General features: G+C 62.6%; 15 protein-coding genes. 11 read left to right on the top strand and 4 right to left on the bottom strand.

Annotation, left to right across the window (positions count from 1 at the left end):
* Positions 1 to 22: 22 nt before the first annotated feature.
* Positions 23 to 670 carry a LexA family protein gene (locus tag KGA89_RS11600; protein WP_223471601.1) on the bottom strand — a complete coding sequence of 216 codons (648 nt, stop codon included), beginning with the start codon at positions 668 to 670 and terminating at the stop codon, positions 23 to 25.
* Between the two features lie 131 nt (positions 671 to 801).
* On the opposite strand from KGA89_RS11600, the gene KGA89_RS11595 reads away from it, so the two are divergent.
* A complete protein-coding gene (locus KGA89_RS11595) occupies positions 802 to 1,143 on the top strand; it encodes a DUF6124 family protein (RefSeq protein WP_223471600.1) in 342 nt (113 codons plus the stop codon).
* Between the two features lie 492 nt (positions 1,144 to 1,635).
* Positions 1,636 to 2,787: a M14-type cytosolic carboxypeptidase gene (locus tag KGA89_RS11590; protein ID WP_027912595.1), complete on the top strand. Its 1,152-nt coding sequence runs from the start codon at positions 1,636 to 1,638 to the stop codon at positions 2,785 to 2,787.
* Between the two features lie 57 nt (positions 2,788 to 2,844).
* On the opposite strand, the gene KGA89_RS11585 is transcribed toward KGA89_RS11590, so the two are convergent.
* Positions 2,845 to 3,381, bottom strand: a complete 537-nt coding sequence (locus KGA89_RS11585; protein WP_223471599.1) for a cytochrome b — start codon at positions 3,379 to 3,381, stop codon at positions 2,845 to 2,847.
* The gene (locus KGA89_RS11580; protein WP_223471598.1) at positions 3,378 to 4,460 is read right to left on the bottom strand and encodes a catalase family peroxidase; all 1,083 of its coding nucleotides are present in this window, start codon (positions 4,458 to 4,460) and stop codon (positions 3,378 to 3,380) included. The genes KGA89_RS11585 and KGA89_RS11580 overlap by 4 nt, the downstream gene beginning before the upstream one ends.
* A 168-nt stretch (positions 4,461 to 4,628) precedes the next feature.
* Between KGA89_RS11580 and KGA89_RS11575 the strand changes: the two genes are divergently transcribed.
* The gene (locus KGA89_RS11575; protein ID WP_003199976.1) at positions 4,629 to 5,135 is read left to right on the top strand and encodes a sigma-70 family RNA polymerase sigma factor; all 507 of its coding nucleotides are present in this window, start codon (positions 4,629 to 4,631) and stop codon (positions 5,133 to 5,135) included.
* Positions 5,132 to 5,884, top strand: a complete 753-nt coding sequence (locus tag KGA89_RS11570; protein WP_223471597.1) for an anti-sigma factor family protein — start codon at positions 5,132 to 5,134, stop codon at positions 5,882 to 5,884. The genes KGA89_RS11575 and KGA89_RS11570 overlap by 4 nt, the downstream gene beginning before the upstream one ends.
* A gap of 138 nt (positions 5,885 to 6,022) precedes the next feature.
* On the opposite strand, the gene KGA89_RS11565 is transcribed toward KGA89_RS11570, so the two are convergent.
* Complete coding sequence (locus tag KGA89_RS11565; RefSeq protein WP_223471596.1) at positions 6,023 to 6,859, bottom strand: IclR family transcriptional regulator; 837 nt, start codon at positions 6,857 to 6,859, stop codon at positions 6,023 to 6,025.
* A gap of 244 nt (positions 6,860 to 7,103) precedes the next feature.
* Between KGA89_RS11565 and KGA89_RS11560 the strand changes: the two genes are divergently transcribed.
* The 7 genes from KGA89_RS11560 to KGA89_RS11530 all read left to right on the top strand — a co-directional run bounded on the left by KGA89_RS11560 (position 7,104) and on the right by KGA89_RS11530 (position 13,805).
* Positions 7,104 to 8,129 (top strand): ABC transporter ATP-binding protein, encoded by a 1,026-nt coding sequence (locus KGA89_RS11560; protein ID WP_223471595.1) that lies wholly within the window; start codon positions 7,104 to 7,106, stop codon positions 8,127 to 8,129.
* Positions 8,126 to 8,995 (top strand): ABC transporter permease, encoded by an 870-nt coding sequence (locus KGA89_RS11555; RefSeq protein WP_223471594.1) that lies wholly within the window; start codon positions 8,126 to 8,128, stop codon positions 8,993 to 8,995. The genes KGA89_RS11560 and KGA89_RS11555 overlap by 4 nt, the downstream gene beginning before the upstream one ends.
* A gap of 3 nt (positions 8,996 to 8,998) precedes the next feature.
* The gene (locus KGA89_RS11550) at positions 8,999 to 9,793 is read left to right on the top strand and encodes an ABC transporter permease (protein WP_003199966.1); all 795 of its coding nucleotides are present in this window, start codon (positions 8,999 to 9,001) and stop codon (positions 9,791 to 9,793) included.
* 7 nt (positions 9,794 to 9,800) lie between these two features.
* The gene (locus tag KGA89_RS11545; RefSeq protein WP_003199964.1) at positions 9,801 to 10,091 is read left to right on the top strand and encodes a (2Fe-2S)-binding protein; all 291 of its coding nucleotides are present in this window, start codon (positions 9,801 to 9,803) and stop codon (positions 10,089 to 10,091) included.
* Between the two features lie 166 nt (positions 10,092 to 10,257).
* The gene (locus KGA89_RS11540; protein ID WP_223471593.1) at positions 10,258 to 11,613 is read left to right on the top strand and encodes an NAD(P)/FAD-dependent oxidoreductase; all 1,356 of its coding nucleotides are present in this window, start codon (positions 10,258 to 10,260) and stop codon (positions 11,611 to 11,613) included.
* Entirely contained in the window at positions 11,610 to 12,725 is a 1,116-nt protein-coding gene (locus tag KGA89_RS11535; RefSeq protein WP_223471592.1) for an NAD(P)/FAD-dependent oxidoreductase, read from the top strand. The genes KGA89_RS11540 and KGA89_RS11535 overlap by 4 nt, the downstream gene beginning before the upstream one ends.
* 18 nt (positions 12,726 to 12,743) lie before the next feature.
* Complete coding sequence (locus KGA89_RS11530; RefSeq protein WP_003199958.1) at positions 12,744 to 13,805, top strand: ABC transporter substrate-binding protein; 1,062 nt, start codon at positions 12,744 to 12,746, stop codon at positions 13,803 to 13,805.
* Positions 13,806 to 13,932 lie beyond the last annotated feature (127 nt).

Here is a 13,932-nt window from a genome sequence, read left to right as displayed (position 1 = left end):
CCCGCTCCTTGGGCCGATCCAGTCAGAACCTGATGGTGGCCTGCACCACCACACCGATGAGGCGACATTGCTCGGTGTACAGGTTTTTCGGGTAAGTCGGATTGAGCGGAACCAGGTAACGCTGCCCGCTCTCTTCGATCAATTTGCGAAAGGTCGCGTCACTGCTGCCAGGCAAGCAGGCGACCACCAGTTTGCCTGGCACCGCCTCGATCGCCGGATCCACCAGGATCGACATGCCCTCGGGAATGCTCAACCCGCTGGGTGCGGTCATCGCGTCGCCCACCACCACCAGCCAGAACGCGGCCCCCAGGGCGTGGTAGTCCGTCAGTTCGTAGCGCACCTGGCTGTAGGCGCCAGGATCGCCTTCGCGAACCTCGCCAACCTCGTGCCACTCACTGACCGGGTAGCGGAAGTACGGGTTGTACTTCTGCGCCAGGGTCATGCCTTCGTCCGTGGAGGTGTCCGGCTCGCGAATCACCATCGCCACTTCCAAAAACTCCAGCCCCAGCTCCCGCAGGACCCGGTTCATGTCTTCGACACTGGGTTGCCGGCGCCTGGTCAGCCAATGGCCGACGCCGCCCTGGGACATTCCCAACCGTTCTGCCAGCACCACTTGCGTGATGCGCAGCTCCTTCATCTTGGCCTTGACCAACTCTATCCATTTATCCATGTGCGGCACGATACGTGGATGACTCCGGCCATTCAAAACACAAATTGTAGTATTTAAATTATCGTCACAATTACGATAAGTACTACTCTGGATTCAGGAGTTCAGCCCCACACACGGAGATTTTTATCACCATGGATACACCCGACAAAGACCAACCCGGCAGCCCTTTCGACAGCACGTTCCCTTCCTTGCAGGATTGCCCGGCGGCCAAACGCGCCCTCGACTACTACTTGAAACCAGGTGTTTCGCAGGCACAGGCAGAACATCGTTTCTTCGACGTCCACCACAGCATCGGCGCAGAAGAAGCCCTTGTTCATGCCTGCGACCTGCTGCGCTGTGCAGCGGCGACCGCCCACGAGTCCGCCAACCAGTTGAACGGTTCGAGCCGTGACCTGGCATTTTCGGTGGTGCACATGATTGATCTGGTCAAGGTGATGCTTGACCGATCCCTGGATCGCTACCCGACTCGCTAGGGGTAACGCTTGGGAATGTCGCCGCGAACGCGGACGACGAGAAAATTTTCCAATCGATGCGATAAAACCATTTGACTTGCAAATGATAATGATTATTATTGCATCAGCTGATCGCGAGATCAGTCGATAGACCAGAAGACCTTAGGTCGGACTTCTGGAATATCTCCTCATCAGGCTAATCACGGTTTTTGACCCGGCTTTTTGCCGGGTCTTTTTTTGCCGATTTTTCGGCTTATGGCTTCAGGCTAAAGAAGTCTTTTTGGGTGCTGCCAATTTGGTGGCGGCGATGATAGCAAATGAATATCTGATTGCAAGAGCAGCCCCGCCACGCAGGCTGAAACTATCGGCAGCCAGCGCTTGAGAATCAATTGCAGACTCTCTAAGCTGGCTCGGCGTCCAGGGAGGACGCCCCCTCTTTTACGTGACGTAAATCGTCTCGGCTCCCCCTTCTTGCGTGTACAGTAATGGCCATGAAAATCCTCTCCAGGAATCGTGACCGTGGCTAAATCTTCCTTTGATATCAGTGCCAATTTCGACAGCGGCAACATCGAAGTCGTCGACATCAGCAACCCGTTGCAGTCGTTGCTCAAGATCAGGCCCGACACCCGCAGCGCCCATTTCCAGTGGTTCCACTTCAAGGCCAGCGGCCTGCACGTCGGCCAGGAGTATTCCTTCCGGCTGCTCAACGCCAGCCAATCGTCTTACAACAAGGCCTGGACGGGCTACCAGGCCGTTGCTTCCTACGATCACGTCAACTGGTTCCGCATTCCGACCCAATTTGAAGGCGACGCCCTGCGTTTTTATCTGGAGACCGAACAGACCAACGCCTGGTTCGCCTACTTCGAACCCTACAGTCGCGGCCGGCACGATTGGCTGATCGAGCAAGCGCAGCACAAGGCCGGCGCCGAACTGTTGGCCGTCGGTAAAAGCGTGGAAGGCCGTGACGTTCAGCTGCTGCGCAAAGGCAGCGGTGCGCAAGGCCGGCGCAAAGTCTGGATCATCGCCCAGCAGCATCCCGGCGAGCACATGGCCGAGTGGTTCATGGAGGGTGTGATCGAACGCCTCCAGCAGCATGACGATACGCAACTGAACCAGTTGCTCGCCAAGGCCGATCTGTACCTGGTGCCGAACATGAACCCGGACGGCGCGTTCCACGGGCATCTGCGGACCAACGCCATGGGCCAGGACCTCAACCGTGCCTGGCAGAACGCCAGTCCGGAAATCAGTCCCGAGGTCTTTTTCGTCCAGCAGCAAATGGAAAAGTACGGCGTCGATCTGTTCCTCGATGCTCATGGCGATGAGGAAATTCCCCACGTCTTCACCGCCGGTTGCGAAGGCAACCCGGGCTACACGCCACGCATTGCCGAACTCGAAGAGCGCTTTCGCAGCCATCTCAAGCACCAGACCAAAGACTTCCAGACCATTCACGGCTACACCCGCGACGAACCGGGCCAGGCCAACATGACCCTGGCCTGCAACGCGGTCGGGCAGAAATATGACTGCCTGTCCCTGACCCTGGAAATGCCGTTCAAGGACCACAACGATCACCCGAACCCGATCACCGGCTGGTCTGGCAAACGCTCGATGCAACTGGGCAAGGATGTATTGAGCACCATCGAGGCCATGGTCGACGAATTGCGCTGATCCAATGACCTGATCAATCCTCTGTGGCCAGGGAGCTTGCTCCCTGGCCACAACCCATCAACCCTTGCCGCGCAACATACTGTCCAACACCTCATCCCGGCGCACCCAAGCGTGAAACAACGCCGCCGCCAGATGCACCAGCACCATCACGAACAACAGGTAAGCCAAGTACCCGTGGGCCTTGCGCAGCAGTGCGAACGTCTGGGCGTGGGCTGGCAGAATCGAAGGCAGTTGCAACGAGTCGCCGAGCATCACCGGGTCCCCCGCCGCCGAAATCATGCCCCAGCCCAACAGCGGCAGGACCAGCATCAGGGCGTACAACAGCACATGCGAGGCGTTTGCCGCCAGCACTTGCCAGGCCGGCAGATCCGCCGGCAGCGGCGGTTGACGGGTGGTAAAACGCACCACCAGGCGCACGATCACCAACAGTAAAATCGCGATACCCAATGGTTTGTGCAACTGCAGCAGCCATTCATGGCGTTCGGAGACCGAGGCGACCATGCCCGCGCCGATGAACAGCATGGCGATGATCATCACTGCCATCAGCCAGTGCAGCAGCCGGGCCAGCGGTGCAAAGTGACGAGGGGCGCTCATGGGCGGGACTCCTGTTTGGCGGGCAACTGGCTCACTTCGCTGGTACGGCGCAGATAGGAACTGGCATAGGCGGCGGAACGCGCGACCAATAGCGGGTCTTCGGAACCTTCGATCCCTTGGGGCAGGATCAGCGGGTCATAGTTGATGTCGCGACATTCGCCGTTGTCCTGCGCCTGAGTGCGCTCGAGCACCAGCGTGCCGGCATTGAGTACCTTGCGGTCGGCGGGCCAAGCCTTGCTGGCATCGTTCACCGGGTCCCCCGGGTTGGCCAGGGAGATATTCAACTGCCAGCGCAACGGCCCGGCGGCGAGACGCTTCACCAAGTCTTGCTCGAGGAAGTCGCCCCCCTGGGGTGGCGTCGCATCCGCAGCGTCCTGGCTCATCGGCACCACGCCCCAGCGCACCGCCTGACGCTGCCCGGCGGGGTTGACCAGATAGAACGCGTTGATGCCGTTGTAGGTTTCGGTGGCATAACTGGCCGACGGCTTGGCGGTCTTGATCCATTGCAGGAACGGCATCGCTTCGGGGTGCGCGGCAAAGAACGCCGGTACGGCCGCAGGGTTCGGTTTTCCGGTGGCAGGATCCGGCGACTGGGCTTGCTGGAGTTGGTAGAAGGCTTCGGGCGTGCCCACCGGAAACACCGGCATGCTGTTCATGCCAGTGCGCCATTGCTGGCCGTTGGCCTGGGTAAAACGCAGTGCCAGGCTGCGAATCGGCACACTGCCGTCCGGCGCATAGGGGTTGCCGCTGGGCAAGGCGAAACGCCCAGCCACTGGCGTTTGCGGCTGCGAGAATACTTGGGCGCTGGAATAGGCGCTGGCCTCGCCCGTGCTTTGGAAATAGCCCGCGACGCAGACTCCTTTTGAATGGTTGCGTCGGAAGCCCGGATGAACGCCGTTGTTTTTTTCCAGCACATTGACCAACGCCTGCGGTGTCAGGCGCTGTGGGTCGAGGCTGCCATTGACGTAGGCAAACGCCCCGGCCAGCGCGGCAACAATCACCGCGATGCCGCTCAGACGCAATATCAGGCCGGCGGCACTCAAGGGTGGCCGGCTCGACGAGGGTGAAGTATCTACCATGAGAAAGCTCCAGGGCTCGGGGCCATTTGTTGGAAAGGACCCGTCAGACGAAGGCGTGACAGGTTTATTCCCACACCTCGTATTTATTTTTCCTGCACTGGAATAATCTCGTTCGCGGGTCGTCTTTCCAGTCCCGGCGCAATGACTGCCCATAGAAACCACACTTTCATGAACGCACTCGACGAACAGTTGCGCGAGCTCATCCCCAGGCTACGGCGTTTTGCCGTGTCGCTGACGCGCAACCCGAGCAACGCCGATGACCTGGTGCAGGCATGCCTGGAACGGGCGTTGTCCAAGTGGAACGACAAGCGCCCGGACGGCGATCTGCGGGCCTGGCTGTTTTCGATTCTGTACCGGCAGTTTCTCGACGGTCATCGCCGCTCCCGTCGGTATGCGCGCATGCTGGAGTTTTTCACCGGCCGCGACGATGCCCACCCTTCGGCCGAGCGCAGCGTGATCGCGCAATCATCCCTGCAGGCCTTCGATCAACTCACGACGGAACAACGTGCACTGTTGTTGTGGGTGTCGGTGGAAGGCTTGAGTTACCAGCAAGTCGCCGACATCCTCGACGTGCCGATCGGCACGGTCATGTCCCGCCTGTCCCGCGCTCGCCAGGCCCTGCGCCAACTCAGCGACGGCGAAATCACCCGCCCTACCCTGCGGATACTCAAATGATCAGCATGCCCCCCAGCGACAGCGACCTGCACGCCTACGTCGATCGCCAACTGAGCGAGGCCGACCAGCGCCTGGTGCAGGCCTACCTGGCCAACCAGCCGGAAGTCGCCGCCCGGGTCCGCGCCTGGCAACAGGACGCGCAACACCTGCGCACGGCCCTGAGCGGCGCTTTGCAACAGCCGCCCAACCCCGACCTCGACCCAGCCATGATTCGCCAGCACCTGAAACATCGCTCCCGCCGCCACCTGGCCAGCGCCGCGGTGTTGCTGCTGGCTGTCAGCGTGGGCGGGGTCAGTGGCTGGCAGGCGCGGCAAATGACCCTGCTCAGCGCTGCTGCCCCGATGGCTGACGCCCTGCAGGCATACCGCTTGATTGCCCAACAGGGCATCCTTCCGGCCGATTACCAGACGAGTGACGAGCTGAGCATGCAAGGCTGGCTCGACCGCTACTTCACCCAGGCCGACCGGCTGCCAGACCTGTCGGGCGCAGGCTTCAAGCCGGTCAGCGGGCGCTTGCTCAGCACCGAACAAGGCGCGGCGGCAATGGTGGTCTATCAGGACCCGAGCGGTCAGAAAATCAGCTTCTACGTGCGCCCACCCGGCCCGAAAAACTTCCTCCTGCCCCGGGGCAGTCGCCGCGAGGGCGAATTGCAAGCCGAGTACTGGTCCGGGCCGGGCTACAACTATGCGATGGTCATTCCCAGTGATACGCCGACGGTGCAACGGCTCAAGCAGACCCTGAAGTTCTGAGCCCCCTTGTGGGAATCTCTGTGGGAGCGAGCTTGCTCGCGATGGCGGTGTATCAGTCGACATCATTTCTAACTGAACCTCCGCTATCGCGAGCAAGCTCTCTCCCACAGGGGATACAGGCCGCTCTTGAGAGTGTGTTCACCCCTGCCCAAACACCTGCGAAGGCCTGCGCAGCAACGGGTCGAACGGGTTGATCCGCGGTCCGATCAGGGCCGCCTCGCGCTTGAGCATGTCCACCACCGTTGGCAGGCGATCGGGCCCCAGGCGGTCGCTCACCGTTGCCACGCTCAAGGCGGCCACGGCGCGGCCGTCGCGGTCCAGGATCGGCACGGCCACCCCGGCCATGCCTTGCAATACGCCGGTATTGCGCCCGGCGTAGCCCAGCGTACGGACGTTCTCCACTTCCGAACGCAGGAAGACTTCATCGTACAAATGGAAATCCTTGAGCCGCGGCAGGTTGTATTGAATCACCGTGTCGCGCTCTTCCTCCGGCAGGAACGCCAGGATCGCCAGGCTGCCCTGCCCCACGCCCAACGCCACGCGGCCACCAATGTCGCCGGTGAACGTGCGGATCGGAAACGGCCCCTCGCTGCGATCCAGGCAGACCGCATCGAAACCACTGCGTGCCAGCAAAAATAACGAGTCCCCCAGGGAGGCCGACAACCGCAGCATCGCCGGGCGCACCAATTCGCGCAGGTTGCCGGTGTTGCCGGCGCGGGCGGCCAGGGCGAAGAACTCCAGGCTCAGGCGATAGCGTTTGCTGCGTGCGTCCTGCTCGACCATGCCTTCGTCCATCAGGCTGCGCAGCAAGCGATGCGTGGTGGGCTGGGACAGGCCGATGCGCTGAGCCAATTGTGTCACCCGCTCCCCATCCTCGGCGGTGTCACCCAGGCTGCGCAGCACGGCAAACAGTCGGGAGACCGCACCGACACCGACTTCGCCTTTCTCATTATTCCGATCAGTGGAATTAGACATGCCATTTCTCATTATTCAATTTACTCACTGAATGAAATTGAAAATAGTCTTCGCTTCAGTGAAATAGTCCATTGAGCCCATCCTATTCTTCGTCCTACTCTTCGTCCAGACAGGGGCGATTCGAACAACAGCGGCAGCCGACTCAAGGTCGAGCGCCAACGCACCCCAGCAACACCCTTTCGTATCTGCCCATAAAAAAGCGCGCTCGCGGGCGACGCATAACAATCTCAGGTGGAGCGCAGCTATGGCTTTTGTGCAACTTGAAGGACTTGGCAAACGTTACGGCGATATCGACGCCGTGGTCGCCACCAATCTGTCGGTGGAAAAAGGCGAGTTCGTCTCGCTACTGGGACCTTCCGGCTGCGGCAAAACCACGACCCTGCAGATGATCGCCGGCTTCGTCGAGGTCAGCAGCGGGCGCATCCTGCTGGATGGCCGCGACATTACCCACGCCAAGCCCGCCAGCCGTGGCCTGGGTGTGGTGTTCCAGAGCTACGCGCTATTTCCCCACATGACCGTCAAGGACAACGTCGCCTTCGGCCTGCGCATGCGCAAAGTGGCCAATACCGAACTGCAACAACGGGTGGACCGGGTGTTGAAACTGGTACGCCTGGACCGCCACGCCGACCGCTACCCGCGAGAACTCTCGGGCGGCCAGCGCCAACGCGTGGCACTGGCCCGGGCGCTGGTGATCGAGCCGCCGGTGCTGTTGCTCGACGAGCCACTGTCCAACCTCGACGCCAATTTGCGCGAAGAGATGCAATACGAAATCCGCCGCATCCAGCGCGAAGTCGGGATCACCACGCTGATGGTGACCCACGACCAGTCCGAAGCCCTTTCGATCAGTGACCGGATCGTGGTGATGCAGGCCGGGCGCATCACCCAGATCGATGCGCCGTACACCCTTTACGAGCACCCTCGCACCGAGTTCATTTCCGGCTTCGTCGGCAAAGCCAACCTGCTGCCCGGCATGCGGGACAGTGCGGGCGTCGTTCAAGCCTGCAGCCAGGGCAATGGCGAGCTGACGCTAAGCCTGCGCCCGGAAAAAATCGACCTGTGCGAGGCCGGTTCAGGGCGACTGCAAGGCACCCTCGTCAGCCGCTTCTTCCTTGGCAGCCAATGGCTGTACGGCGTCTCGACCAGCCTGGGTGAACTCTGCGTGGTGCGCCGCAACGACGGCTCCGCGCCCTTGGTCGAAGGCACGGCGGTGGGCCTGGATTGGGACCCGGCGCTGCTGCGGGTGCTGACTGCGGACGAGGTGCCGGCATGAAGCTGATCGATGCAATGCGCCGCGGTCGCCAAGGCTACCTGATGTCCGCGCCAGCCCTGGCCTTGTACCTGGGCTTGCTGGTCATTCCCCTGGGCTTGACCTTGGTCCTGTCGTTCAACGTCTTCGACTACAGTTCGGGCATCAACGGCGACGCCTATACCTTCGAGCACTACACCAGCCTGCTGGGCGATCCGTACTTCTACGAGATCTTTTTGCGCACGTTCTGGATCAGCGCCCTGACCACTTTCCTGTGCGTGCTGATCGGCGTGCCCGAGGCGTACATTCTCAGCCGCATGGGCGCACCGTGGCGCTCGATTTTCCTGATCCTGATTCTCACCCCGCTGCTGATTTCAGTGGTGGTGCGCGCCTTTGGCTGGAGCCTCCTGCTCGGCGCCGACGGCCTGGTCAACCAGGCCCAGCAAGCCTTCGGCGGCTCGCCGATGAAGCTGCTCTATACGCCATTCGCCGTGGTCATCGCCCTGGTCCACGTGATGTTGCCGTTCATGATCATTCCGGTCTGGACCTCGCTGCAGAAACTCGACCCGGCCGCCGAACAGGCCGCGCTGTCCCTGGGAGCGAGCCAGTTCACGGTGATCCGCAAAGTGGTGTTGCCGCAGATCATGCCCGGCGTGCTGTCCGGCACGCTGATTGTGTTCGGCCTCGCCGCCAGTTCCTTCGCGATTCCCGGTCTGCTCGGCGGACGGCGCTTGAAGATGGTCGCCACGTTGATCTACGACCAGTACCTGTCGGAACTGAACTGGCCAATGGGCGCGGCCATTGCCGTCGCGCTACTACTGCTCAACCTGCTGATCATGCTGTCGTGGAACCGGATGATCGAAGGCCGCTACAAGAAGTCATTGGGGTAATTCATGTCCAGAAACGGTCCTTTCGCGCTGCTGTTTCACGCCCTGGTGGTGGTCTTCATGCTCGCGCCGCTGGTGGTGGTCTGCCTCGTCGCCTTCACCCCGGAAAACACCTTGAGCCTGCCGACCACGACGTTTTCCCTGCGCTGGTTTCGCGCCGTGTTCGAACGCGCGGACTTTGTCGATGCGTTCTACAACAGCCTGGTCCTGGCGTTCAGCGCGGCCTCGCTGGCGACGTTGATCGCGGTGCCGGCGGCCCTCGCGATTACCCGGTTCGAGTTCCCCGGCCGGGACTTCTTCAACGGCCTGTTCCTGTCGCCGATCATCATTCCGCACCTGGTGCTGGGGGTCGCATTGCTGCGCCTGTTTGCGCTGATGGGCGTGAACGGCAGCTTTGCCTGGCTGATCTTCGCCCACGTGCTGGTGATCACGCCCTATGTACTGCGCCTGGTGCTGGCCTCGGCCATCGGCCTGGACCGCAGCGCCGAACAGGCCGCGCAATCGCTGGGGGCGGGGCGCTTCACGCTGTTCCGGCAAATCACCTTGCCGATGATCCTGCCGGGGGTAGCCGGGGGCTGGCTGCTGGCGTTCATCAACAGTTTCGATGAAGTCACCCTGTCGATCTTCGTCACCTCGCCGGCCACGCAAACCTTGCCGGTGCGCATGTACGTGTACGCCACCGAATCCATCGACCCGATGATGGCGGCGGTTTCGGCACTGGTCATCGCGCTCACCGCGCTGACCATGATTCTGCTCGACCGGGTCTATGGCCTGGATCGGGTCCTGGTAGGCAAACAATGAGGACACCATGGCGCTGCTGAAACGACTGGCCGAAGGCGACCGCCCGGCCCTGGACTTTACCCTCGACGGCCAGCCTGCCACCGGCCTGCTGGGGGACACGCTGCTGACCGCCGTGCTGACCTGCAGCGAACACCTGCGCGGCAGCGACTTCAGCGCCGAACCCCGGGCCGGTTTCTGCCTGATGGGCGCCTGCCAGGACTGCTGGGTCCGCCTGGGCGACGGCCGCCGCGTACGCGCCTGCTCGACCCTGCTCGAAGCCGGCCAGCACATCAGCCGCGAACCGGGGCGTCAGGTATGAACACTGTCGACTGGCCTGGCCTCATCGCGAGCAAGCTCGCTCCCACAGGGGTATCGCGGCGCGCACAAGAGCCGCATCCACCACAGACCCCTTGTGGGAGCGAGCTTGCTCGCGATGACGGCTTCAAGCACAGCACAAATCCCCCGGCCCGGCCAATGAGGTGGCAATGAAACCTATAGCCATCATCGGCGCCGGCCCCGCCGGTATTCGTGCCGCGCAGACATTGGTCGCCCACGGCCTATACCCGATCCTGCTGGACGAAGCCGCCCGCGGTGGCGGGCAGATCTATCGGCGCCAACCGGCCAACTTCAAGCGCTCGCCAGGCAAGCTCTATGGCTTCGAAGCGCACAAGGCCAACGCCATCCACCAGACGCTCGACGCATTGCGCGAACAGCTCGATTACCGTCCCGACACCCTGGTGTGGAACGCCGAAGCCGGCCTGCTCGATACCCTGCATGAAGGCCGCGCCGACCGCCTCGAGTACGCCAGCATAATCGTCGCAACCGGTGCCACCGACCGGATCCTGCCGGTACCCGGGTGGACTCTGCCCGGGGTGTACAGCCTGGGCGCGGCGCAGATCGCCCTGAAGTTCCAGGGGTGCGCCATCGGTGAGCGGGTGGTGTTCGCCGGCAGCGGCCCCTTGCTGTATCTGGTGGCCTATCAATACGCCCGGGCCGGCGCCAACGTGGTCGCGGTCCTCGACAGTTCGCCCTTTAGCGCCCAGGTCCGCGCCCTGCCCGGCCTGCTCGCACAACCGGCTACCCTCGCCAAGGGCCTCTATTATCGCGCCTGGCTGACTGCCCATGGCATTGCCGTGCATCAAGGCGCGAGCCTGTCGCGTCTCGACGGCGAACGCCGGGTGCAGTCGCTGAAATGGTGCAACGCCAACGGCGAACACACCCTTGACTGCGACGCTGTGGCCTTCGCCCACGGCTTGCGCAGTGAAACCCAACTGGCCGACCTGCTGGGTTGCGAGTTTTCCTGGAACGCCCTCAACCGCGCCTGGCTGCCACGACGGGATCGCGCTGGTCGCAGCAGCGTGCCGGGGATCTATCTGGCCGGTGACGGCGCCGGCATCATGGGCGCCGACGCCGCTGAGATGGCCGGTGAACGGGCGGCCCTCGCCTTGCTCGAAGACATTGGTTATCTGATCGACCCGCAGCGTTGCACTCAGTTGGAACAATCCCTCGAACGTACCGGCCATTTCCGAGAGGGCCTGGAACGTGCGTTTGCCTTTCCTGAAGAATGGGCCGCAGACGCTGTCGATGACCTGATGATTTGCCGCTGCGAAGAAGTCAGCGCCGGCGACATTCGCCGGGTGGTGGGCGAAGGCCATTGGGAGATCAATCGGGTCAAGGCGCATTGCCGGGTCGGCATGGGCCGTTGCCAGGGACGAATGTGCGGTGCCGCCGCAGCGGAAATCATTGCCCGCGAAAGTGGCCGCACCGTGTCCAGCATCGGCCGCTTGCGGGCCCAGGCGCCGATCAAGCCCGTGCCGTTCGGCCTGGAGGTCGAGCCATGATCGAAGTGGATGCAGTGATCATTGGCGGCGGCATCGTCGGCGCCTCGGCCGCATTGTTCCTGAGCAAGGCCGGACGCCGGGTGGCGTTGCTGGAGCGCGACTTCTGCGGCTCGCATTCCAGCGGCGTGAACTACGGCGGTGTGCGCCGCCAGGGCCGGCCGCTGTCGCAATTGCCCTTGTCGCAACGGGCCCATGAGATCTGGAGCCAGTTGCCACAATTGATTGGCATCGACGGTGAGTACCAGCGCAGCGGTCATCTGAAGCTGGCCCGCAGCGCTGAAGATCTGCAAGCGCTGCACGACTATGCCGCCGCCAGCCAGGGCTTTGGCCTGGATCTGCAGCTGCTCGATCGCAAGGCCCTGCGCGCCCGTTTTCCGTGGGTCGGCGCCGTTGCGGTCGGGGCGTCGCTGTGCCCGGACGACGGCCATGCCAATCCGCGCCTGGTATCGCCAGCCTTTGCCCAGGCCGCTCGCCGGCATGGCGCGCAAGTCCACGAACAATGCGCCGTCAGCAACGTTGTGCACGACGGCCAGCGCTTTGTCGTACACACCGCAACGGGCCTGACGTACCACGCGCCCTGGCTGCTGAACTGCGCCGGTGCCTGGGCGAGCCAGTTCGCCGCGCAATTCGGCGAAGCGGTGCCGATGCACGCCGGGCACCCAGCGATGCTGGTCACCGAACCCTTGCCTTTGGTCATGGACGCCAGCACTGGCGTCGAGGGCGGCGGTATCTATGCCCGCCAAGTCTCGCGCGGCAATTGCGTGCTGGGCGGCGGGCAGGGTTTTGCCTTGGACGCTGCACGCGCCCGACCCGGCCAGAGCGCAGTGCTGGAAATCCTGCGCCAGGCCGTCGAGCTCTACCCGTTTTTGGAGGGCGCCCAGGCGATTCGTACCTGGAGCGGCACCGAAGGTTACCTGCCAGATCGCCAACCGGTGATCGGCCACAGCAGCACCCAGCCTGGTCTGTTGCACGCATTCGGCTTTGCCGGCGCGGGCTTCCAGATCGGCCCGGCGGTGGGCCAGGCGCTCACCGAGATCATCTGCAGCGGGGCTTCGACCACGCCGCTGGATGCGTTTTCCATCACCCGGTTTCACTCCATCTCCGTTGCTTGATAGAGGAAGGTCGCGCCAATGAATAACGTCAAACGCAGTGCACTGTTCGGTTTCTGCTCGCTGGGTTCCGCTTGCCTGGGCGCCCTGCTCCCGGTCACCCAGGCGTTGGCCGAGCCGACGCTCTACCTGGGCATGAACGGCGGAACGATGGAGCGGCTCTATGCCGACAAGGTCTTGCCGGCTTTCGAGAAAGCCAACAACGTCAAAGTGGTCATCGTACCCGGCACCTCCGCCGACATCCTGGCCAAAGTCCAGGCCAGCAAAGGCAACCCGCAGATGCATGTGATGTTCCTCGATGACGGCATCATGTATCGCGCCATCGCCATGGGCCTGTGCGACAAGCTCGAGGACAGCCCGCCCCTGGCGCAGATCCCGGCCAAGGGGCGCATCAAGGATCAGGCCGTGGCCGTCAGCCTCGGGGTGACGGGGTTGGCCTACAACACCCGGCTTTTCAAGGAAAAGGGCTGGAATACGCCCACCTCATGGATGGACCTGGCCGATCCACGCTTCAAGGACAAAGTGGTGTTCCAGTCGATGGCCTCATCCACGTTCGGCCTGCACGGCTTTTTGATGTTCAACCGGATCCAGGGCGGCAGCGAAACCGACGTCGAACCGGGCTTCAAGGCCTGGCCGAACACGGTGGGGCGCAACGTGCTGGAGTACATCCCGAGCTCGGCGAAGATATCCGAAATGCTGCAGACCGACGAAGCCGCGCTGTTCCCACTGACGCCAACCCAGGTGACCGCATTGAAAATCAAGGGCATGCCGGTCGAATATGCCCAGCCGAAGGAAGGCGCCGTGGTCCTAAACGTCGCCGAATGTGCCATCGCCCAGAATACCCAACCGGAACTGGCGCAAAAGCTCGCCGCTTTCCTGCTGACCCCGCAAGCCCAGGCCATCGCCCTGGAAGAAGGCGACCAGATCCCGTCCAACCCCAACACCCCGACCACCGACAAGACCCGCGGCCAGGTGGAAGCGATGAAGCAATACCTGGAAACGGCGATTGCCGTGGATTGGGATCAGGTCAACGAACAACGCCCGGCCTGGAACGCCCGCTGGAACCGCAGCATCGAGCGCTAGCGCGATCGACTGTGACGAGGGGACCAACACTGTTGAAGGAAAAACCACTGTGAAAAAATTGCTGTGGGAGCAAGGCTTGCCCGCGATGCAGGTGGCTCGTTTTCTCAGAGACCGCGCCGCCTTCATC

Origin of the sequence: Pseudomonas sp. A-RE-22, assembly GCF_019956035.1 — a bacterium.
Taxonomy (GTDB): Bacteria; Pseudomonadota; Gammaproteobacteria; order Pseudomonadales; family Pseudomonadaceae; genus Aquipseudomonas; species Aquipseudomonas brassicacearum.
Note: the sequence above shows the minus strand (reverse complement) of the source record. Positions and strands in the feature narration are given on the sequence as shown.